This window comes from Pseudomonas simiae, from assembly GCF_900111895.1.
Lineage (GTDB): Bacteria > Pseudomonadota > Gammaproteobacteria > Pseudomonadales > Pseudomonadaceae > Aquipseudomonas > Aquipseudomonas simiae.
Window position 1 is genome coordinate 68,291 of sequence record NZ_FOKB01000008.1, and the last position, 21,589, is coordinate 89,879.

Annotated in this window: 17 protein-coding genes; 6 read left to right on the plus strand and 11 right to left on the minus strand. The window is 61.3% G+C overall.

The annotated features are described in order from the left end of the window. Positions 1-105: 105 nt before the first annotated feature. From BMZ57_RS22425 to BMZ57_RS22470, 10 genes are all read right to left on the minus strand, one after another. Positions 106-951: a D-hexose-6-phosphate mutarotase gene (locus BMZ57_RS22425; protein ID WP_010208191.1), complete on the minus strand. Its 846-nt coding sequence runs from the start codon at positions 949-951 to the stop codon at positions 106-108. 102 nt (positions 952-1,053) lie between these two features. Then, positions 1,054-2,400, minus strand: a complete 1,347-nt coding sequence (locus BMZ57_RS22430) for a carbohydrate porin (RefSeq protein ID WP_042571248.1) — start codon at positions 2,398-2,400, stop codon at positions 1,054-1,056. A gap of 85 nt (positions 2,401-2,485) precedes the next feature. Next, positions 2,486-3,646 carry an ABC transporter ATP-binding protein gene (locus tag BMZ57_RS22435; RefSeq protein WP_010208189.1) on the minus strand — a complete coding sequence of 387 codons (1,161 nt, stop codon included), beginning with the start codon at positions 3,644-3,646 and terminating at the stop codon, positions 2,486-2,488. A 2-nt stretch (positions 3,647-3,648) separates the two neighbouring features. Beyond that, entirely contained in the window at positions 3,649-4,494 is an 846-nt protein-coding gene (locus tag BMZ57_RS22440) for a carbohydrate ABC transporter permease (RefSeq protein WP_010208187.1), read from the minus strand. Further along, on the minus strand, positions 4,487-5,395 hold the full coding sequence (locus BMZ57_RS22445) for a carbohydrate ABC transporter permease (protein ID WP_010208185.1): 909 nt from the start codon (positions 5,393-5,395) through the stop codon (positions 4,487-4,489). The genes BMZ57_RS22440 and BMZ57_RS22445 overlap by 8 nt, the downstream gene beginning before the upstream one ends. Positions 5,396-5,575: 180 nt before the next feature. After that, positions 5,576-6,862 carry an ABC transporter substrate-binding protein gene (locus BMZ57_RS22450; RefSeq protein ID WP_010208183.1) on the minus strand — a complete coding sequence of 429 codons (1,287 nt, stop codon included), beginning with the start codon at positions 6,860-6,862 and terminating at the stop codon, positions 5,576-5,578. 104 nt (positions 6,863-6,966) lie between these two features. After that, positions 6,967-8,226 (minus strand): D-mannose isomerase, encoded by a 1,260-nt coding sequence (locus BMZ57_RS22455; protein WP_069672745.1) that lies wholly within the window; start codon positions 8,224-8,226, stop codon positions 6,967-6,969. A 115-nt stretch (positions 8,227-8,341) separates the two neighbouring features. Further along, a complete protein-coding gene (locus tag BMZ57_RS22460) occupies positions 8,342-9,187 on the minus strand; it encodes an ATPase (RefSeq protein WP_010208181.1) in 846 nt (281 codons plus the stop codon). A gap of 114 nt (positions 9,188-9,301) precedes the next feature. Further along, the gene (locus BMZ57_RS22465) at positions 9,302-10,300 is read right to left on the minus strand and encodes an NAD-dependent epimerase/dehydratase family protein (protein ID WP_069672746.1); all 999 of its coding nucleotides are present in this window, start codon (positions 10,298-10,300) and stop codon (positions 9,302-9,304) included. A gap of 52 nt (positions 10,301-10,352) precedes the next feature. Continuing rightward, positions 10,353-11,246, minus strand: a complete 894-nt coding sequence (locus BMZ57_RS22470; RefSeq protein WP_069672747.1) for a LysR family transcriptional regulator ArgP — start codon at positions 11,244-11,246, stop codon at positions 10,353-10,355. Between the two features lie 98 nt (positions 11,247-11,344). Here BMZ57_RS22470 and BMZ57_RS22475 point away from each other — a divergent pair, with 98 nt between their 5' ends. The 6 genes from BMZ57_RS22475 to BMZ57_RS22500 all read left to right on the plus strand — a co-directional run bounded on the left by BMZ57_RS22475 (position 11,345) and on the right by BMZ57_RS22500 (position 17,187). After that, on the plus strand, positions 11,345-11,746 hold the full coding sequence (locus BMZ57_RS22475) for an ACT domain-containing protein (RefSeq protein WP_021491257.1): 402 nt from the start codon (positions 11,345-11,347) through the stop codon (positions 11,744-11,746). Between the two features lie 5 nt (positions 11,747-11,751). Next, complete coding sequence (locus tag BMZ57_RS22480; RefSeq protein ID WP_021491256.1) at positions 11,752-12,351, plus strand: LysE/ArgO family amino acid transporter; 600 nt, start codon at positions 11,752-11,754, stop codon at positions 12,349-12,351. A 178-nt stretch (positions 12,352-12,529) separates the two neighbouring features. Continuing rightward, positions 12,530-13,126 carry a superoxide dismutase gene (locus BMZ57_RS22485; protein ID WP_003175739.1) on the plus strand — a complete coding sequence of 199 codons (597 nt, stop codon included), beginning with the start codon at positions 12,530-12,532 and terminating at the stop codon, positions 13,124-13,126. Between the two features lie 172 nt (positions 13,127-13,298). After that, on the plus strand, positions 13,299-13,457 hold the full coding sequence (locus tag BMZ57_RS22490; protein ID WP_156149806.1) for a hypothetical protein: 159 nt from the start codon (positions 13,299-13,301) through the stop codon (positions 13,455-13,457). Between the two features lie 207 nt (positions 13,458-13,664). After that, positions 13,665-15,716 (plus strand): putative bifunctional diguanylate cyclase/phosphodiesterase, encoded by a 2,052-nt coding sequence (locus BMZ57_RS22495; RefSeq protein WP_010208167.1) that lies wholly within the window; start codon positions 13,665-13,667, stop codon positions 15,714-15,716. A 127-nt stretch (positions 15,717-15,843) separates the two neighbouring features. Beyond that, the gene (locus BMZ57_RS22500; protein ID WP_010208165.1) at positions 15,844-17,187 is read left to right on the plus strand and encodes an imelysin family protein; all 1,344 of its coding nucleotides are present in this window, start codon (positions 15,844-15,846) and stop codon (positions 17,185-17,187) included. A gap of 79 nt (positions 17,188-17,266) precedes the next feature. On the opposite strand, the gene BMZ57_RS22505 is transcribed toward BMZ57_RS22500, so the two are convergent. Further along, positions 17,267-21,496 carry a dermonecrotic toxin domain-containing protein gene (locus BMZ57_RS22505; protein ID WP_069672748.1) on the minus strand — a complete coding sequence of 1,410 codons (4,230 nt, stop codon included), beginning with the start codon at positions 21,494-21,496 and terminating at the stop codon, positions 17,267-17,269. Between the last annotated feature and the right edge of the window lie 93 nt (positions 21,497-21,589).

The window sequence follows — 21,589 nt, forward strand, 5'->3', positions numbered from 1 at the left end:
GCAAGCCCCCTCCCACACTTGATCTTCAGTGCTAATAGCTTGTAGGCACCACACAGCACCCATGTGGGAGGGGGCTTGCCCTCGATGGGGCCATCAGCCGCACCGTTAAGCCCCCGCCCTGGCCTGCAAACTAAGGTGCGCCCTCTCCCCCGGCGCCAAGCTGGCCCCGGCCATCGCCGACTCTACGCACACAAATCCCGACGCCTCGTTAAAGCTCACCCCCAACAGCGGCCGGCTGCCGGGATGCCATACGACGGTGTCGGCGCTGTCGCCGGTGTCGATGCACAGTTCGCGCTGCCAAGCGTGGTCCTTGAGCTGCAATTCGCCCTCGTGCTGGAACACCCGCTGGCAGCCGCCCTCCACCCGCAGTTCGCCTTCCTGCTGGCAAACCTGGCGATTGAGCTGGTCGTAACCTTGCGCACCGTCGAGCCCAGACAGCGCTATCTCATCGACGTGACCAATACGCCAGTAAGCATGCAAAGCGTGGCTCAATTGGCACGGCAGCTCGTCTTGATGCTCGGTGCTCAGGCGCAGTTCCAGGGCTTCGCCCAAATGCGCGTGCAGGTCGACCTGCCAGTCGCAAAGCTGTAATTGCCAGTGCAGATGTACGCCATCGTCGTCGGTACTGCTGTCGAGCAGCTTCCAGTCGATCAGCCGCGCCCACCCATGGGAAGGCCAGGCATTTTCGCTCGGATGGCGGCCATACCATGGCCAGCACACCGGCACGCCACCTCGGATGGCGCCGACTTGCGGCCATTTGGCTGCGCACCACAGCCAGGGTTTCTGGCCACGGGGCTGGAAGTGCAACAGCTGCGCGCCCTGACGACTGAACACCGCCTGGCACAGCGGATGGTCGATCACCAACACATCACGCATCTGGAAGCGCTCCCAGGCGAACACCGGGCGCTCGCGCAGGGATTTGAAAAAGCGTTGCAGCGGTTGCTCGTGCATGTGCCACGGTCCTGAATATCATCACAATGCGCCCCAAAAAAAGCGGGTAGCCATGGCTACCCGCAAAATGCGCACAGAGAGAAGGAGCTTATCGCAACAGCGTTAGAACGTAGACTGAATTTTCAGGCCCGCCACCAACGCGTTGTCGACTTTATCCACGCCGCCAGGCTGGACGACGTATTGCAGGTTAGGACGCACGGTCAGCCAGTTGGTCACCTTGATGCCGTAGTTGAGTTCGACGTTGTACTCGGTCTCGCGAATCGGCGTGTACAGCGGGTTGTCGTAGTCGTTCACACCATTGGCGGCGTTGAGCAGCTCGGCGTTTTTCTTCACGTCATCATTCACGTGCAGACGAGCCACACCAATACCGATGTCGTCTTTTGGACGCGCGTCGAATGGGCCTTTGTACACCAGCATCAACGACTGGTAGTTGTCGACCAGGTTGGTTTCCTTGTCGTGGAAGGTGGCGTTGGCCGCGATGTTCAGGCCGCGCGAAGCATCGCCGTTATGCGTGGTGAGTTGCTGTTGGGCAACGAACCAGTAACCTTTCTTGCTGCTGCGGGTACGGAAGTCTGCACGGGTGATGACCGCATCGTTGCCGTTGACGTCTTCACGCACGTCCGGTGCATCGGCCGCGCTCTTGTAGTAACCCACACGGTACTCGCCCGGCAGGTTGTTGACCTTCGGCGACCAGACCAATTCCACCGGAATCACAGTGCCCTTGGTGCCGCTGCCGCTGAGTTTGAAGCCGTTACCGTGCTCCAGTTGCGAAGGGTTCTGGTTGTACGCACCAATTTGCGCATACAGCTCAGGCGTGATGTTGTACTTCACGCGGATCGCGGCCTGGCTGACGGGCCAGTTGTACCAGGTGTTGACGTAGTTACCCACTTGCGAGCCGCAGAACGACAGGTTCTGGAAGTCGCACGGGAAGGTGTTGAAGTCTTCGCCTTCACCGAAGTAACCGAGCTTCACGTCCAACTTGTTGTCGAACATCTGGTGCTGGATCCAGAACTGGGTCAAACGCACCATGTGGCCACGGCCGTACACTTCCATGGACGAACTCAGCGTGCCGGCACGCGGGTCGCCAATGCGGTCGTTGGAGATGTTCTGGCCATTACGGTTGGTCAACTGGATCTTGGCCTGGGTGTTATCCCAGCCCCACAGCTTTTGCAGGTCCAGTGCCACACCGAGACCGAACTGGTCAGAGTAGCGACCGGTCTTGTCGTCGTTGTAACCACCTTTGGCGTTGTAGCCCATCTCCCCAACGTAGTCGGCCTTGATGTCGATACCTTGCTCGATCAGCTTGGTACGCTCGCCACCCCAATCGCCCGTCATCCATTTGGAACTGGAGCTGAATGCATCGTCTGCCATCGCATTGGCGGACAATACCAGGGCTGCTGCAGCTGACAGTTGGCAGATCAGCCGAGTGTTGTTGTGTTGCTTTTTCATCCCTACATCCTCGTCTTTATTGTTATTAAACTGTTTTTATCTAACGTGGTTTACATTTTTTATCTAAAACAACAACTTATCTGCTTCAACGGCCTTTGAATTGGGCCACATTGTCGGCATGCCCCTGTGCGGGCAATGAAGAAGCAGTGCCCAACCGCTCGCCCGTGTTGGCGTCGAACAGCAGTACCTTGGAAGGATCGAATTGCAGGGTCAGGGTCTCGCCCACCTGCGGTGCCACGTCGGGTGCCAGGCGGCAGCAGACTTTGGTGTCATTGAGTTGCACGAACACCAGGGTGTCCGGACCGGTCGGCTCGGTGACCTGCACTTCGGCACGAATGCTCGACGCACTGTCGCCCTCGCCTGCCGCCAACATGATCTGCTCCGGGCGCAAGCCCAGGATCACGTCGCGGTCTTCCAGGCCGGCTTCCGTGGTGTTCAGCGCCAGTTCGCAACGGGCCTGGCCGCTGTCGAGCAGGGCCACCAGGCGACCGTCCTTGCGTTGCAGGCGCAGCGGCACGAAGTTCATTGGCGGCGAACCGATAAAGCTCGCCACGAACTGGTTGGCCGGGTTGTTGTAGATCTCTTTCGGCGTGCCGAACTGCTGGATGATGCCGTCCTTCATCACCGCGACCTTGTCGCCCAGAGTCATCGCTTCGATCTGGTCGTGGGTCACATAGACCGTGGTGGTCTTGAGACGCTGGTGCATCAGTTTCATTTCGGTACGCATCTCGACGCGCAGCTTGGCGTCGAGGTTCGACAGCGGTTCGTCGAACAGGTAGATCTTCGGCCGACGCGCCAAGGCACGGCCCATGGCTACGCGCTGTTGCTGGCCGCCGGACAGCTGGCCCGGCTTGCGGTTGAGCAGGTGTTCGATCTGCAGCAGCTTGGCCACGCGCGCCACTTCGGCGTCGATATCGGCCTGGGGCATCTTGCGGATCTTGAGGCCGAACTCGATGTTCTCGCGCACGCTCATGGTCGGGTACAGCGCGTAGGACTGGAACACCATGGCGATGTCGCGATCCTTGGGGCTCATGCCGCTCACGTCCTGGTCGCCGATCATGATCGCGCCGCCGGTGATGGTCTCAAGGCCGGCGATGCAGTTCATCAGCGTGGACTTGCCGCACCCCGAAGGGCCGACCAGGATCAGGAATTCGCCTTCCTTGATCGACAGTTCAATGTTCTTCAAGGTGTCGGGCAGGCCGGCGCCATAGGTCTTGTTTACATTGCGAAGTTCAAGCGTAGCCATGATTACCCCTTGACCGCGCCGGCTGTGAGGCCGCGCACGAAATACTTGCCTGCGATCACATAGACCAGCAGGGTCGGCAGCCCGGCGATCATCGCCGCCGCCATATCCACGTTATATTCCTTGGCCCCGGTGCTGGTGTTGACCAGGTTGTTCAGCGCCACGGTGATGGGCTGGGAGTCACCACTGGAGAACACCACGCCGAACAGGAAGTCGTTCCAGATCTGGGTGAACTGCCAGATCAGGCAGACCATGATGATCGGTGTCGACATCGGCAGAATGATCTGACGGAAGATGGTGAAGAAGCCCGCACCGTCCAGGCGCGCGGCCTTGATCAGTGCATCCGGAATGCTCACGTAGTAGTTACGGAAGAACAGCGTAGTGAACGCCAGGCCGTAGACCACGTGCACAAACACCAGGCCGGTGGTGGTGCTGGCCAGGCCCATCTTGCCCAGGGTGAACGAGGCCGGCAGCAGCACGGTCTGGAACGGCAGGAAGCAGCCGAACAACAGCAGGCCGAAGAACAGCTGCGAGCCTTTGAAGCGCCAGAACGACAGCACATACCCGTTCAACGCACCGATGGCGGTGGAGATCAGTACGGCCGGAACGGTGATTTTGATCGAGTTCCAGAAGTAGCCATCCACGGTAGCCCAGGCCTTGACCCAGCCAATACCGGTGACCACGGTCGGCCAGCTCAGCAGGTTGCCGCTGCTGATGTCTTCCGGGGTCTTGAAGCTGGTGAGCAGCATCACCACCAGCGGCACCAGGTACAGCAGCACGGCGAGGATCAGCACCGCGTAGATCGCGATGCGGCTCAGGCTGATAGCAGGTTTGGAAGCGAGACTAGTCATTTCGTTTGGTCCTCAGCTCGGAGTAGAGGTAAGGCACGATGATCGCGAGGATCGCACCGAGCATCAGGATTGCACTGGCCGAGCCCATGCCCATCTGGCCACGGCTGAAGGTGAACGAGTACATGAACATCGCTGGCAAGTCGGACGAGTAGCCCGGGCCGCCAGCGGTCATCGCCGCCACCAGGTCGAAGCTCTTGATCGCAATATGCGCCAGGATCATCACCGCACTGAAGAACACCGGGCGCAGGCTTGGCAGCACCACGCTCCAATAGATGCGCGGCATGCTCGCGCCGTCGATCTGCGCAGCGCGCACGATGGATTGGTCCACACCGCGAAGGCCGGCGAGGAACATCGCCATGATGAAACCCGAGGCTTGCCAGACGGCAGCGATCACCAGGCAATAGACCACGCGGTCCGGGTCGATCAGCCAGTCGAGACGGAAGCCTTCCCAGCCCCAGTCACGCAGGAGTTTGTCCAGGCCCATGCCTGGGTTGAGCAGCCATTTCCAGGCCGTACCCGTGACGATCATCGAGAGCGCCATCGGGTACAGGTAAATGGTGCGGATGAAGCCTTCCCGGCGGATCTTCTGGTCGAGGAAGATCGCCAGGGTCACGCCGATGACCAGGGTGATGCCGATAAACATCCCGCCAAAGACTGCCAGGTTCTTGCTCGCCACCCACCAGCGGTCGTTGTCGAACAAGCGCGCGTATTGCGCAAGCCCCGCCCATTTGTAGGTTGGCAGGAACGTGGAATTGGTGAACGACAGCACAAACGTCCACAGGATGTAGCCATAGAAGCCCACCAGCACGATGAACATGCTGGGCGCCAGCACCAGTTTGGGTAGCCAGCGCTGCAGTGCATCGAACGGCGAGGCTTTGCTGAACACAGCAACAGAACTCATGGGAAAATCCAATACAGGGAAAAAGGACCAGCCGATAAACCTTGTGACGCTGGCTTTATGTGGGAGCAGGCTTGCTCGCGAAGCAGGCGACGCGGTGTAGCTGTTACACCGCGGTGATGCCTTCGCGAGCAAGCCCGCTCCCACACACGCCCAGCACCTACAAAAAACCGCTACCAGGCCTTACTTGGCAGACTTGATCGCAGCGCCCAACTTCTTGGCGGTGTCGGCCGGGTCGGCTTTCGGGTCGTTGATGTAGTTGGTCACGACATCAAAGAACGCACCTTGCACCGCCAGGGTAGTGGCCATGTTGTGCGCCATGCTTGGCTGCAGGCCACCGGTCTTGGCGTCTGCCAGGAAGTCCTTGGCAGCGGTCTGGGCGCAGGAGTCGAAGCCGTAGGAATCCATTTTGTTCAGCATGTCGTTGCGAACAGGGATCGACCCCTTGTTGATGCTGAACACTTTCTGGAAGTTTTCACCCAGTACGACTTTGGCAATGTCCTGCTGGCCAGCAGCCGTGCCTTTGTCTTTCTGCTTGAACACCGCCAGGGAGTCGATGTTGTAGGTGAACGCTTTGTCGGTGCCCGGGAACGCTACGCACTCGTAGTCCTTGCCGGCGACTTTCTTGGCGGCGGTCCACTCGGACTTGGCCCAGTCACCCATGATCTGCATGCCGGCCTTGCCGTTGATGACTTTGCCCGCTTCGAGGTTCCAGTCCTGACCTTTACCGTCGACGTCCATATAGGTTGCGACTTTCTTCAGTTCGGTCAGCGCCTTGACCATTTCCGGACCGGTCAGCGCGCCGTTATCCAGGTCGACCAGAGCTTTCTTGTAGCCATCGGCCCCCATCACCGACAGAACGACCGCTTCGAATACGGTGCTGTCCTGCCAAGGCTGGCCACCGTGGGCGAGCGGAATGAAACCCGCGGCCTTGAGCTTGTCGCCGGCTGCGTAGAATTCTTGGAGGGTGGTCGGGTTTTTGGTGATACCGGCTTTCTTGAAGACTTCCGGGTTGATCCACAGCCAGTTCACGCGGTGGATGTTGACCGGCACAGCGACGTAGTCACCTTCGTACTTCACGGTATCGGAGACTTTCTTGTCGAGCAGAGAGTCCCACTTCTCTTCTTTGGCGACGTCTTTGAGCACGTCGGTGTCGAGCAGGCCGGTGGACGCCCATTCCTGGATGTCGGGGCCTTTGATCTGGGCAACACCTGGCGGGTTACCGGCGACCGCGCGGCTTTTCAGCACGGTCATGGCAGTAGCGCCACCGCCACCTGCGACGGCGCCGTCTTTCCAGACGAAACCATCTTTCTCGACTTGGGCCTTCAGGACATCCACGGCCGCCTTCTCACCGCCCGAGGTCCACCAATGCACAACTTCAACCGTCCCTTTGGAGTCGGCGGCAAATGCACTGAGGGGAAACAACGAGGCAATGGAAATAGCGACGGCGAGGCGATTAATCGCGTTCATCTGAGTACCTTTTCTTGTTGTTATGCATGCAAGTCTTAGGCTTGCGCTGCACGGAGTTTAAACAGGGTTTTTTAAGGCGCAGGTAACAAAGGGATGCACAAATGTCACCAGTTGGTGACATAGCGCCCCGCTCCGATGGCACTGGCCATGCTTGGCGCCAGCGGCAGCGCAGGCAGCAACACCGCTTGCCAGGCATGGTACAGGTCTGGCTTGCCACCCCAGATGTTGCTGCTGGGTTGGTTGTGCGGGCTGAGCTCGTGGTGCCAGCTGCCGTGGAGATGGTCGATAAAGTGGGTCTCGCAAAATTCCCAGAAACGCCGGTACCAGGTTTCGTAGTGCAACTCGCCCGTGCGCTTGAGCAAGGCCTGGGCCGCCGCGCTGGCCTCGGCATGGGTCCAGTGCAGGCGTTCGCGCACCACCGGGCGGTGGTTCCAGTCGAGGGTGTAAACAATGCCGGGGGCGCCATCCACGGACCAGGCGTATTCGCAGGCGCTGGCGAACAACCCCTTGGCGTCGGCCACCAGCCATTCGGGTGTGACGAGCCCGGCTTGCAGGCGCGCGGCTTCAAGGTGCAACACCAGCCGCGCCCACTCGAAACCGTGGCCGGGGGTAATGCCGTAGGGGCGGAAGCCGTCGGCGGGGTTGTCTTCGTTGTAGCCGAGCAAGGGGTGCCAGTGTGTGTCGAAATGTTCGATCACCATGAACTGGTTGCCGGCAGCGTGGGTATGAATCACACGCTCGACAATGCGCAACGCGCGGTCCAGCCAGCGCGTATCGCCCGTGACATCGGCCAGGGCGAGAAAGGCTTCGGTGGCGTGCATGTTGCTGTTGGCGCCGCGATAGGCTTCGACCCCGCTCCAGTCCTGGGCAAAGGATTCGAGCATCACGCCCTCCTCTTCGCTCCAGAAAAACTGGTCGATGATATGGATGGCGTCGTTCAACAGGGTGGGTGCACCGGGGGCGCCTGCTACTACCGCCGAGCTGGCGGCCAGGGCGACGAAGGCATGCAGATAGGCAGCCTTGCCATGGTTGCCATCGAGGGCGTGGGGCGCGGCGAACCAGCCACCGTGTTCACTGTCACGCAGCGCGCCGCTGAGGGCTGCAACACCGTGCGCCACCAACTCGGCATACCCTGGCAAACCCAAGGCGTGGGCCATGGCAAAGCTGTGGGTCATGCGGGCGGTGTTCATGGTTTCGGCGTGGGCATCGGCCGGCAATTGGCCTTTGTCGTCCAGGTTGCCAAAGCCATCGGGCAGTCGAGACGCTTTGGCGAACGCCAGCAGGCGCTGGCCCTCGGCTGCAAGCCAAACGTAATGGGCAGGCGCGTTCAGCCAACTGCTGGCAGGCAGTGGTTGCGTGATCATGGGTGGCCCTTATTGTTTTTTGTGGGATGACCGGAGTCTAAACAAGGGCGCGGCGGCGGCATGTAACGAAGGGGAAGGGAAATGTCACCAAGTGGTGACATTTCCGTCGACAGCCTTATTGCCCTAACGGGGTGACCTTCGCCGGCGCGTTGAGTTGCTGGTTCAGGTTCTGCACCTGGCTTTGCAGGGTGGTGATATTGCGCGTGGTCTGGATACGGAACACGTCGAACTCTTTATTGGTGGGCGCATCGCTGTTGGACGGCGGGTTGTCCTGGGCGCTCTTGAGGACCACAAGGTCCTGCTCGATGCGCGCGATAGCAGCGCTCGGGTTGCCCTGCTTTTTCAAAGCGGCCACGTCAGCAGTGAGTTCCTTGATTTCATTATCGCGCCTGGAAGCGTCACCTTGTGCCGCCTTGAGCGTCGCCACGGCGTCGGTCAAGGCCTGGACCTGGCCTTGCAGTTTGCTGTTGGCGTTGGACAGCTCAGTGGTGCTCGCCGTCATTTGCGCCAGGCGCTTATCCAGCTCGGTGGCTTGCCCGGCCACGCCGACCTGCTGCTTGCCCTGCTCCAGCAACTGGCTTTCCAACTGCTTGATCTGCAGTTTCAGCGCTTCGCTGCCATTGTTGACGCTCGCTTCACTGGCCACGACCTTGCCGGAAATATCCTGTAGGCGCCCCGCCGCTTCTTCGCTGATGCGCGCAAAGCTTTCCTGGGTGGCCACCAACTGCTGCCCCATTAAGGAGATCTGCTGGAAGCTCCACCAGGCCAGGCCCGCAAAGGCGATCAGCAGTGCGCCGATCAAGGCCCACAGTGGCCCGGTGCTGGCGCTCTTGACCTTGACGACCTTGGTGTTGCGCGACCGCACCGAGGTGGCCGGGGTCGGTTCGAAATCATCGTCATCCCCGAGATCGGCCCGCAGGCTGGGAACGTTGTCGAAGTCGTCTTTAGCATCGTTACGCATGTATCAACCCTGAATCGGTGAAGTGGCGAGCGACGGGAGTATAAACCGCGCTCCCGGCGCACTGATCGACCCGGAACGCCAGATTCGGTTCCCGAAGTGTTGCCGCTTGTGTGCTTACTTGAACCCCGGATCCTGGGCTTTCCACCAACTGCAGAACTCGTCGAGGGCGGTCCACAGGCTGACTTTGGGCTCGTAGTCCAGATAATGCCTGGCACGGCTGATATCGAGGGTGAAATCTTTGTTCATCACTTGCATACCCAGCCGCGACAGCGACGGTTCCGGACGCCCTGGCCACATCGCGCAAAACGCTTCGTTGAGCGCCGCCACGCTGTAGGACAAGCCATAGGACCGGTAACGCGTCACCTGAGGCAGTTCCATTTGACGCATCACATAGTTGACCACATCCCACACCGGTACCGGCGCACCGTTACTGATGTTGTAGGCCCTGCCCAATGCCGAGCCCGGCGCGAGCAAACTGCTGAGCAGCGCTTCGTTGAGGTTCTGCACGCTGGTGAAGTCCACCTTGTTCAGGCCGTCACCGACAATGGCCAGGCGGTTCTTGCGCTGCATTTTCAGCAGGCGCGGGAAGATGCTCATGTCACCCGCGCCCGTGACGAAGCGCGGGCGCAGTGCAATCACTTCGAGGCCGAACTCCTGGGCACCGAACACCTTCTGCTCGGCCAGGTACTTGGTGGCGGCATAGGGGTGCTTGAAGCGCTTGGGCACTTGTTCTTCGGTCAGGCCCAGATGATCGCGGCCGTCAAAGTAGATGGATGGCGATGACAGATGCACCAAACGCCCGACATGCTGTTTGAGACAGGCTTCGACGACGTTCTCGGTCACCAGCACGTTGCCTTGGTGAAAGTCCTGATACTTGCCCCACAAGCCCACGGCGCCGGCGCAATGCACCACGGCTTCGACGTCACGGCACAGGTCACGCACCAGGTCGGCGTCATTCAGATCACCCTGGATAAACTCGGCGCCGCGCCTGACCAAGTGCTCCACACCTTCGGCACGTCGCCCGTTGACCCGCACGTCCAGGCCCTGCTCCAGGGCGAAACGCGCAAAGCGCCCGCCAATGAAGCCGCTTGCGCCGGTGACCAGAATCTTCATGTATTACCCCATGTTCTTTCGTTTTTCATCGCTGTTGCCTTGACGCGCGCCATCACTCCAACGGCACCAACCATTGACCACATGCCTGGGCCAGATGATCGGTCAACAGACTCAACAGTTGCCCACCACTGCGCCAATGATGCCAGTACAACGGCACATCGATGGGCTTATCTGGCAACAATTCGACCAATATGCCCTTTTCCAGTTGGTCGCGAACCTGTAATTCCGGCACCAGCCCCCAGCCCAGGCCGGCTTCCGTCAGGCGGATAAAGCCTTCCGACGATGGGCATAAATGATGCTCGAAACCGCCGTCCACGCCGAGGGATGCCAGGTAGCGGTGCTGCAGAAAATCATCCGGCCCAAATACCAACGCAGGAGTGCGCGCCAGTTGGTCCGCGCGTACGCCCTGGGGAAAGTGCCGGGCGATAAAGGCCGGACTGGCCAGCGCGCGATAACGCATGGCGCCCAACAACAGGCTGCGCGCGCCCGCCACTGGCCGCTCGCTGGCACAGATACAGGCCGCCACCTCCCCGGCCCGCATGCGTTTGAGGCCAACGGTCTGGTCTTCCACCACCAGATCCAGCAGCAGATGATGTTCGGCGCAAAACCCACTGACGGCCTCGGCCCACCACGTGGCGAGGCTGTCAGCATTCAACGCGATGCGCAGCCTTTCGGGCATGCCTTCCTCGTCCAGTGCCGGCACCTGGCTTTGCAGGTCCCGCTCCAGCAGGCGCACCTGCTGCACATGGTTGAGCAGGCGACGGCCGATATCGGTGGGCGTCGGCGGTGTGGCTCGCACCAGTACCGGCTGGCCAACACGCGCCTCCAACAACTTGATGCGCTGTGAGATTGCCGATTGCGACAATCCCAGGACCTGGGCGGCGCGCTCGAAGCCCGCCTGCTCCACCACTGCCGCCAGGGCAGAGAGCAATTTATAGTCGAACATCAGTTTCTCTAATGAGCGATCAGCAATATTTGTTTTTCTTATACAGGCTGTGTCAGGAGAATAGCCAGCATCGCTTCTCTCTTTATAAGGAACCTCACATGGCTGGCGAAACCGCCCTGGCAACCCTGCTGCGCAGCATGAGCCCCCAGCTCAACGACGGCGACTATGTGTTCTGCAGCGTGCCTGACCACCGTATTCCTCCAGGGTGTGAGGTGATCGGCAGCTTTCGCGAGCAGGAAGGCCTGACCCTGATCCTCGAACGCCAGCAAGCGGAACAGGCCGGCCTGGCGTTTGACTACGTCGCCGCGTGGATCACCTTGAACGTGCATTCGGCCCTGGAAGCCGTGGGCCTCACCGCCGCCTTTGCCAGTGCGTTGGGCAAGGCCGGCATCAGTTGCAACGTGATTGCCGGCTATTACCACGACCATCTGTTCGTCGGGCGTGCCGACGCAGAACACGCCATGCAGGTATTGCGGCAACTGGCAGCAGACGCGGAGTAAATCCTATGTGGCAAAGTTATTTGAATGGTTTGCTGGTGGCGCTGGGCCTGATCATGGCCATCGGCACCCAGAATGCCTTTGTACTGGCGCAGAGCCTGCGCCGTGAACATCACTTGCCAGTGGCTGCGCTGTGCGTGGTGTGTGATGCCCTGCTGGTGGCCGCCGGGGTGTTCGGCCTGGCCACGGTGCTGGCGCAAAGCCCGGTACTGCTGGCGGTAGCACGCTGGGGCGGCGCAGCGTTTCTGATCTGGTACGGTGCCTGCGCGCTGCGTCGGGCGTGTTCGAAACAGAGCCTGGACCAGGGCGACGCGCTCAAGGTGCGCTCACTGCGCGCAGTGTTGCTGAGCGCGCTGGCCGTGACCTTGCTCAACCCCCACGTGTACCTGGACACCGTGCTGCTGATCGGCTCACTCGGTGCCCAACAGACCGAGCCCGGTGCCTACGTGGCCGGTGCCGCCAGCGCGTCATTCCTGTGGTTCACCACCCTGGCACTCGGGGCAGCATGGCTGGCACCCTGGCTCGCACGCCCCGCCACGTGGCGTCTGCTGGACCTGTTGGTGGCTGTGATGATGTTCAGCGTGGCCTATCAGTTGATCAGCGCCTGAGGAATATTCCAAAACGCTCTGGAACCTCTATCCCACACAGTTGTTGCGTGGTTTTGCCGCACCCCCGGTGCTATGATCCGGACCCTGCGCCGCAAAGAGTACAAACTCCCCGGCGCTTGTTTGGCCGCCCGTGATCGGCCTTGCGCTCACCGCAACTGACCTGATTAGGAGAATCATCATGGCTTTCGAATTGCCGCCGCTGCCCTACGCACACGATGCCCTGCAGCCGCACATCTCCAAGGAAACCTTGGAGTATCACCACGACAAGCACCACAACACCTACGTCGTGAACCTGAACAACCTGGTGCCAGGCACCGAGTTCGAAGGCAAGACCCTGGAAGAGATCGTCAAGTCCTCTTCGGGCGGCATCTTCAACAACGCCGCTCAGGTCTGGAACCACACCTTCTACTGGAACTGCCTGGCGCCAAACGCCGGTGGCCAACCGACCGGCGCGCTGGCTGAAGCCATCAACGCTGCGTTCGGTTCGTTCGACAAGTTCAAGGAAGAGTTCACCAAGACGTCCGTCGGCACCTTCGGTTCCGGTTGGGGCTGGCTGGTGAAAAAGGCTGACGGTTCCCTGGCCCTGGCCAGCACCATCGGCGCCGGCAACCCGCTGACCAACGGCGACACCCCGCTGCTGACCTGCGACGTCTGGGAACATGCCTACTACATCGACTACCGCAACGTGCGTCCAAAGTATGTGGAAGCGTTCTGGAACCTGGTCAACTGGAAGTTCGTGGCTGAGCAGTTCGAAGGCAAGACCTTCACTGCCTAAGCAACGCTTGCAGTAGAAAAAGCCCGGCATTGCCGGGCTTTTTCGTGGGCGTTCGGCACGGAATGGTGGAACCCGCAGAAGGGAATTTGCCACCCACTCGGTGAGAGGAATAACCCTTTCATACTCTGCTGGAGAATCAATGATGGAAGAAATCGGAAAAGCAGGCGGACAGATGGCGATGCAACTCATCAGCGGGCTGATGAAAGGCCTCGCCGGTGGCGCGGGTGGCGGTGGCGGTGGCGAAGGCGGCGGTGCCAGTGCGCCAAGCAAGCCAGGTGAAGACATGATGCCGTCGGCGCCGCCTAAGATCGAAATTTCCGACTATCAGTGACCCCGCTCACGACCTGGGAGGGCATTGGCCTGACCGCAGGTAAGTCGAGTCCCCGGACGGCGGAGCACATCCGCCGTTTATTCTGGTTTTTTCTGCGTATCCAGCATCAAGTCGTCTGCGGCCCCAATGTTCCTTTGACTGCCCTCACGGGATTGCCAATACTCATGGCATATTGAAGGCCACCCGCATGAGACAAGGAATGCCCCTTTGAAGCTGGAACTCAAGAACAGCTTGTCGGTGAAGTTGCTACGGGTTGTGCTGCTGTCAGCATTGATCGTGGGCGTCACACTGAGCGTGGCGCAGATCATTTTTGATGCCTACAAGACGCGCCAGGCCGTGGCCGGCGATGCCCAGCGCATCCTCGACATGTTCCGCGACCCCTCGACCCAGGCCGTCTACAGCCTGGACCGCGAGATGGGCATGCAAGTCATTGAAGGCCTGTTCCAGGATGACGCGGTGCGCATGGCGTCCATCGGCCACCCCAACGAAACCATGCTCGCTGAGAAAAGCCGCGCCTTGCAGCAATCGCCCAGCCGTTGGTTAACCGACCTGATTCTTGGCCAGGAACGCACCTTTACCACGCCCCTGGTCGGCAAAGGCCCCTACAGCGAGTATTACGGCGACCTGAGCATCACCCTCGACACCGGCACTTATGGTCAGGGTTTCATCGTCAATTCAGTGATCATCTTCATTGCCGGGGTGCTACGTGCCCTGGCCATGGGCCTGGTGCTGTACCTGGTCTATCACTGGCTGCTGACCAAACCGCTTTCGCGCATTATTGAGCACCTGACGTCGATCAACCCCGACCGGCCCAGCGAACACAAAATCCCGCAGCTCAAGGGCCATGAGCGCAACGAACTGGGGCTGTGGATCAATACCGCCAACCAGTTGCTCGAATCCATCGAGCGCAATACCCACCTGCGCCACGAGGCCGAAAGCAGCCTGCTGCGCATGGCCCAGTACGATTTCCTCACGGGCCTGCCGAACCGCCAGAAACTGCAGGAGCAACTGGACAAGATCCTCATCGACGCCGGCCGCCGCCAGCGCCGTGTGGCGGTGTTGTGTGTGGGCTTGGATGATTTCAAGAGCGTCAACGAGCAGTTCACTTATCAGGCCGGCGACAAATTGCTGCTGGCCTTGGCTGACCGTTTACGCGCCCACAGCGGCCGCCTCGGCGCCCTGGCCCGACTGGGCGGCGACCAGTTCGCCCTGGTGCAGGCCGATATCGATCAACCGTACGAAGCCGCCGAGCTGGCGCAAAGCATCCTGGATGACCTGGAAGCGGAATTTGCCCTCGACCATGAGGGCATCCGCCTGCGCGCAACCATCGGCATCACGCTGTTCCCGGAAGACGGCGACAGCACCGAAAAGCTGCTGCAGAAAGCCGAACAGACCATGACCCTGGCCAAGACCCGGTCGCGCAACCGCTATCAGTTCTATATCGCCAGCGTCGACAGCGAAATGCGCCGTCGCCGCGAGCTGGAAAAAGACCTGCGCGACGCCCTCAGCCGCGACCAGTTCCACCTGGTGTACCAGCCGCAGATCAGCTACCGCGACCACCATGTCGTGGGCGTCGAAGCACTGATCCGTTGGCAGCACCCGGAACATGGCCTGGTACCGCCGGACCTGTTTATTCCGCTGGCCGAACAGAATGGCACCATCATCCCAATTGGCGAGTGGGTACTGGACCAGGCCTGCCGGCAACTGCGCGAATGGCACGACATGGGTTTCTCCGAATTGCGCATGGCGGTCAACCTCTCCACCGTGCAGTTGCACCACACCGAGTTGCCGCGGGTGGTCAACAACCTGATGCAGATCTACCGCCTGCCGCCGCGCAGCCTGGAACTGGAAGTCACCGAGACCGGGCTGATGGAAGATATCAGCACCGCCGCCCAGCACCTGCTGAGCCTGCGCCGTTCCGGGGCATTGATTGCTATTGATGACTTCGGCACCGGCTACTCATCCCTCAGTTACCTGAAAAGCCTGCCGCTGGACAAGATCAAGATCGACAAGAGCTTCGTGCAGGACCTGCTGGACGATGACGACGACGCCACCATCGTGCGGGCGATCATTCAACTGGGTAAAAGCCTGGGCATGCAGGTGATCGCCGAAGGCGTGGAAACCGCTGAGCAGGAGGCCTACATCATCTCCGAGGGCTGCCATGAAGGTCAGGGTTATCACTACAGCAAACCCTTGCAGGCACGAGAGTTGGCGGCATTTTTGAAGCAGTCGGAGCGCAATAACGCAGCGATTCTTTGACACGGCAAAACGATACTGAATATTTCCCGCGTATAACCCTTTACACAAAATGCAAATCTTTCGCATTATGTCGCAGTTTTTGCGCGCCCGCGCGCACCCCATCAACAACCGAAGCAGGATGTTCGCCATGATTCGTATGCCCCTGGCCACCGCCAGTCTGCTGGCCATTGCCATTTCTCTCGCCGGTTGCGGCGAAGGTAAAGACAAGGCCGCAGCGCCCCAGGCGCCGACCCCGGCTGCCAGCACTACCGCTCCAGCGGCTGCCACCCCTGCCGGCCAGGTCGATGAAGCCGCTGCCAAGGCCGTGGTCGCGCATTACGCAGACATGGTGTTCGCGGTCTACAGCGATGCCGAGTCCACCGCGAAAACCCTGCAGACCGCGATCGACGCGTTCCTCGCCAAGCCGAACGACGAGACGCTGAAAGCCGCGCGCACGGCCTGGATCGCCGCCCGCGTTCCTTACCTGCAGAGCGAAGTGTTCCGCTTTGGCAACACCATCATCGACGACTGGGAAGGCCAGGTGAACGCATGGCCGCTGGACGAAGGCCTGATCGACTACGTCGACAAGTCCTACGAACACGCCCTGGGTAACCCAGGCGCCACCGCCAATATCATCGCCAACAACCAAATCCAGGTCGGCGAAGACAAGGTCGACGTGAAGGACATCACCCCGGAAAAACTCGCCAGCCTCAACGAGCTGGGCGGTTCCGAGGCCAACGTCGCCACCGGCTACCACGCCATCGAATTCCTGCTCTGGGGCCAGGACCTGAACGGCACCGGCCCAGGCGCCGGCAACCGTCCTGCTTCGGACTACCTGACCGGCGACGGCGCCACTGGCGGGCACAACGAGCGTCGCCGCACCTACCTGCGCGCGGTCACCCAACTGTTGGTCAGCGACCTCGAAGAAATGGTCGGCAACTGGAAACCCAACGTCGAAGACAACTACCGCGCCACCCTGGAGGCAGAACCTGCCACCGACGGCCTGCGCAAAATGCTGTTCGGCATGGGCAGCCTGTCCCTGGGCGAACTGGCGGGTGAGCGCATGAAGGTGTCCCTGGAAGCCAACTCGCCGGAAGACGAGCAGGACTGCTTCAGCGACAACACCCACAACTCGCACTTCTACGACGCCAAGGGCATCCGCAACGTCTACCTGGGCGAGTACACCCGCGTCGACGGCACCAAAATGACCGGTGCCAGCCTGTCGTCGCTGGTGGCCAAGGCCGATCCGGCTGCCGACTCCGCGCTCAAAGCGGACCTCGCCGCCACGGAAGCCAAGATCCAGGTCATGGTTGACCACGCCAACAAGGGTGAGCACTACGACCAACTGATCGCCGCAGGCAACGACGCGGGTAACCAGATCGTGCGTGACGCCATCGCCGCGCTGGTCAAGCAGACCGGCTCGATCGAAGCGGCGGCAGGCAAGCTGGGCATCAGCGACCTGAACCCGGACAGCGCTGATCACGAGTTCTGATCACCGCCGCGATCCTAAGCGTCACCCAGAATGCCCCGACCTGCTCGGGGCATTTTTTTTACATCGATAATCGGAGGCGTCACACCCGAATGATAAAAATCTGCGGCGACGCGGCGGGCGTCGTCAATTGAATACCGCCCATCAACGGCACCAGGTTATGACTGACCTCAGCCTGCGTGACCAGTCTGCGCGTCGGCTCATCCATCAAGCTTTTGTGGGGCCCAGCCTGGGCGTCTGCGGCGATTCGATCCCCTACCACACGGCGCAATCTCAGCCAGTACAGCCTGACATCGCCAGGGCGCCTGAACAGCAACTCTCCGGGAAAGTCATAACCGCTCAGGACGCCGTAGCGACAGCGGGTTACCACCTCACTCATCAAGGTTCTCAAGCGCCCGCCGGCACCAGGCGGGAGCGCATTGAACAGCGGCACCACGACGGGCTCCGGACGAAAGTCCAGACGGCGATAATGCCCCGGCGCATTCGGTAGCTGCCAACTGCCGTCGCTGAGTGCGCGGGTGGGTGGAAGTAACGAAAACGGATCGGCCAGTCCTGCGTATGTCATGGTCCGCCAAAACTGCCAGTCGCGCAGGGTGCGTATCAGCGAATGCTGGCCCTGTTGGGTCAGGCCTCTCGGGTTGGCCCGATTGAACAGGGCCTGGGCGAGCTCCACCTGACTGCGGGTGGTCAGCAGCGCGAAGGCCTCGCGCACATACATCGTGAGCGGTTTTTTCAAGGCAACGTCACTGGCAATCACCCACAGCCCGTCCCCGCTGGCGAACTTCGCCTGTCGGGGCTGATTGTAGATGCCCGAACGCAGCAGGTTTTCCAGGTCCGTGAAGTACGTGGCCGGTTGTGCAGGGTCGCGAATGAATACGTCATTGGGAGTCGCTGTATCCCGGGGCAAAATCACGAAATAGCGCCGGTCCATCTTGATGTACTCTTGCCCCAGCCACTGCGGATCGCCTGCAATCCGCCGATAGATGCCGCGTGTCGCATCCACCACCTCAAGCTCGGCCTCGTCGAGGATTCTGCCCCATTCAATGAATCGTTCGTTTGCAGGCCGCACGACGGGCGCCTCGGGGGCCGGGGTGCGGGGCGGCGTCAGTGGCGGTTCGACGGGCGCCGGCCGCTGGGTGATCACCGCGGGCACGTCCGGCAGATCGATGCCGTCCAGACGCCACTGGAACCGCAGGAGCGGCACGTTCAGATAGGGCTCAAAAGCCGCTGTGGAGAGCCTCAACCGCAGGTTTTCGACCAGCGCCAGCCGGTATTCGATTTCGCGCCCCGCCGGGAAATTGAACGCCTCAAACACCCGCCTGGCCTGCACGTCATCCAGGCGCGGGTAGAGGTCCCTGAGGGCGCGCTCGGGCGAGTTGCCTCCCTTGAGTCCCCCGACCGCATGAGCACCTATTTCCCACTGCCCCGCCGCACTTTGCCGGATCGGCGCGTAGTGGTACTGCGTCAGTTTGCGTGCGTCCCTGAGCCGCCAGACGGCTTTGTCACCGTCATCGAGGATCGAATACCAACGCCCGCCGTCATTGAGGAAGTAGTGCTCGGCGCCCGCCGCGTTCGAGGCCGAGTGATACACGCCCTTGCCTTCCCATCCGGCCAACGGCAGCACGCCGTCGGGCTTTTTCCACAGCGCCATCTCCGCCGGCAACGCCCTTGGCCTGGCACCCGCCACGGGCGCACCCGCCACGGGCGCACCGGCCCCGACCGCGCCGTCCACCAGCGCCCCGACCAACTCGCCCAGCGACCGCACGAAATACTGCGCAGCGCCGGCACGGTCGCCAAGGTCCAGCGCCTCGACAGCGTTGAACACCGAAAACAGGCTGCGCGCCAGGCCGATCGGCAACATGATCCTGACCGGCAGCACCATGGACAGGACGTCGAAGGCCAGAGTCGCCACGCTCAGGCCGGTTTCGACGTTGACGTGCTGGGTACTCCTCGATTGCGCGGCGGCGTCGTTGATCACGAAGTTCGCTTCAACCTCGTAGGCCTCCTCGAAAAGGTCGTCGGCAATCCGGCCCGTGCTCACCATCGACACGTCGCCGCGCCCCCTGAGCACGGCGCGGACCTGGGATTCGAAGGCCCGCTCCACGCGCCCCAGCAGGTAGGCGCGCCAACTGCTGTTCATGACGAAGTCGGTCATCAGGCGGTCTTTGGCGTACTCGTGGAACACGCGACCGTCGGGCGCCTGGGGGGTGTACACCACGATCGAGCCGACCCCGGCGGAGGCAGAGACGAACAGCAGTACCCCACGCACGCGCTGACCGCGCAGTTTCAAGTGCTGCACGAGAATCCGGTGGCCTTCGACACGCGTGCGCCGATCACTGTCGACCGGGGCGTCAAGCACCGCCTGCACCCAATTGAAGCCTCGGTTCAGACGGTCCGGGAGAAAGTCGCCGTTGATCTTGGCCTCGATGGCGTCGAGTCGCAGTTGCAGACGCATGACCTGAGCGTAGGTCTGCTTCAGTGCGAGCGCGCCGGGCGAGGTGATGAGGCGGTCTTTCAGAAAGGTGTCGTAGCCTTGTCCGACATTGACCGCGCGCACCAGGTCCTTGACCTGTTGCAGGGTCAGCCCGTCATAGGCCGGGGCCGGCGTCAGATCTTCCGGCAGCAAGGCTTCATCAGGCTGTTTGCGGGTGTTTTCACTCAGCCTGGAAAAGTGCGTGAAGTTAAAATCCAGCCCGCCGACATTCTCCAGCGCCAGTTCGCTCAGCGTGCGGCTTCGATGCCGGAACAACGGTGTGCCGGGCTCGCGCGGCGCCGGAGCAGGCGCGCCCGGAACCACGACAGTCGCAGGAACGAACGGCTCTTTGGTATGCACGCGGACCGTGTCGGGGTCGATGTCCAGTGCATAGTCAGCCTTGAGGCGGATGCGCAGCTGTTCGTTGGCGTATGCCAGCAGCGCCGGCTTATCGCTGAATTGCGCCAACGACGGCAACCCCTCGGCGTCCGGCAGGCTCGCCAGCAGGTCGCAGTAGTCCGTCATCGCGACCCGCCACGCGTCTTTATCGACAAGGGAGGCATCATGCAAAAAGGTCCTGATCTGCGCCTGCCCGCGCTTGATGTCACGCCCCCATAACACCCCGCCGGCACTGAAGAGCCGACCGGGGTCCGTCACCCGGTCCAGCACCTGCGGCAACTCGGCCATCTCGATGGGGCCGACCGGTGACGGGTAGTGGGAAAGGGTTGAGGTGAAGTTGTCGAGCATCAACCGACATTGCGCCTCGACGCTCGCCTCGAACGGCGAACCGAGCTGTTCATGATAGACCACCTGCCCCGTGGTCTTGAGCTGACGATGCAGGGCCAAGCCTTGCGCCTGGTCGGCCACGGCCAGGCCATCGAGCACCGCGGCGAATTCGACGGGGTGGTTCAAACGCCGGTGCAACTCCTGATCCAGGCTGGCCAGGGAGTCAAACGCTTCAAGGCCGGAGTCCGGCAGAAACAGCAATACCGTACCGACGTTCATGCTCGGGTCCACGGGCCGCACCCGGGCCGGCGTGACCTCCTCCTGTGGCCTCACCACGGCTTGCTCCGGGTCTCTGGCAGTCAGCACAAAGGCGCCGCGCAAGGTCAGATCCACCGCGCCGGTCGCGCCCTTGAGGGCTACCTCGTAGACACATGGCCGGTCGCCGCGCAAAGCTTGTCGTGCCTGGGCGTGCGGGTGACGCAGCACCAGGGCGAACAGGTCCTGGTCGGCGGGGCTGAGCAGGCGATCGGCAGCGAGTAGCGCCACTTCGGCTTTCAGCAGTTCGATACGGGTGTGCACCAACCATTGTTTCTGCGTGCGAGCATCCGTCAGGCTGCGCGCGCGCGTCCAGAAGGTTTTCACAAAAGCGCTGTAATAAGCGCCCAGCCCAGCGGCCAGGCGGTCGAGGAATTTATCCAGCCCGGCCGGGGTGATACCGCTCAAGGGCAGCAGCGCGTCGCCAGTCGCCGGCAGCCGATGCAGGGTCGCCATGCGCTGCGCATAACTCGCTGGCTGATCAGCGACGATACGTTGCACCACCGCCTCGAACAGCGAGGGCAGTAACTCGGTCTCGGTGGACGGTTGCGCTGCAGAGGTCGCCGGCGGGATGGTCGTCGCGGGCAGTCGGATGAAGGCGTGACGCACATCAAGGCTGGGCGTCAACGTCGGGAATGCTTGCTCGAACTCATGCTGCACAAATGAATGGAACGTCGGTGGCGACTGAAACTGCTCGGCGATCTGGCGATCAAGCGCCATTAACTGGTCGCGCAACGCGACCTGTTGCGGTGCGTCCTTGAAACTTGACGGTGCAGAAAACAATGAATCAGACGGCATGGTGGCCTCTCGAATAGGAAACATACCGGCCCATCGTGCCTAAGCGCCCCCTGAACCAGGCGCTACATAGCTAAGCGCCGCAGATCGGCGACC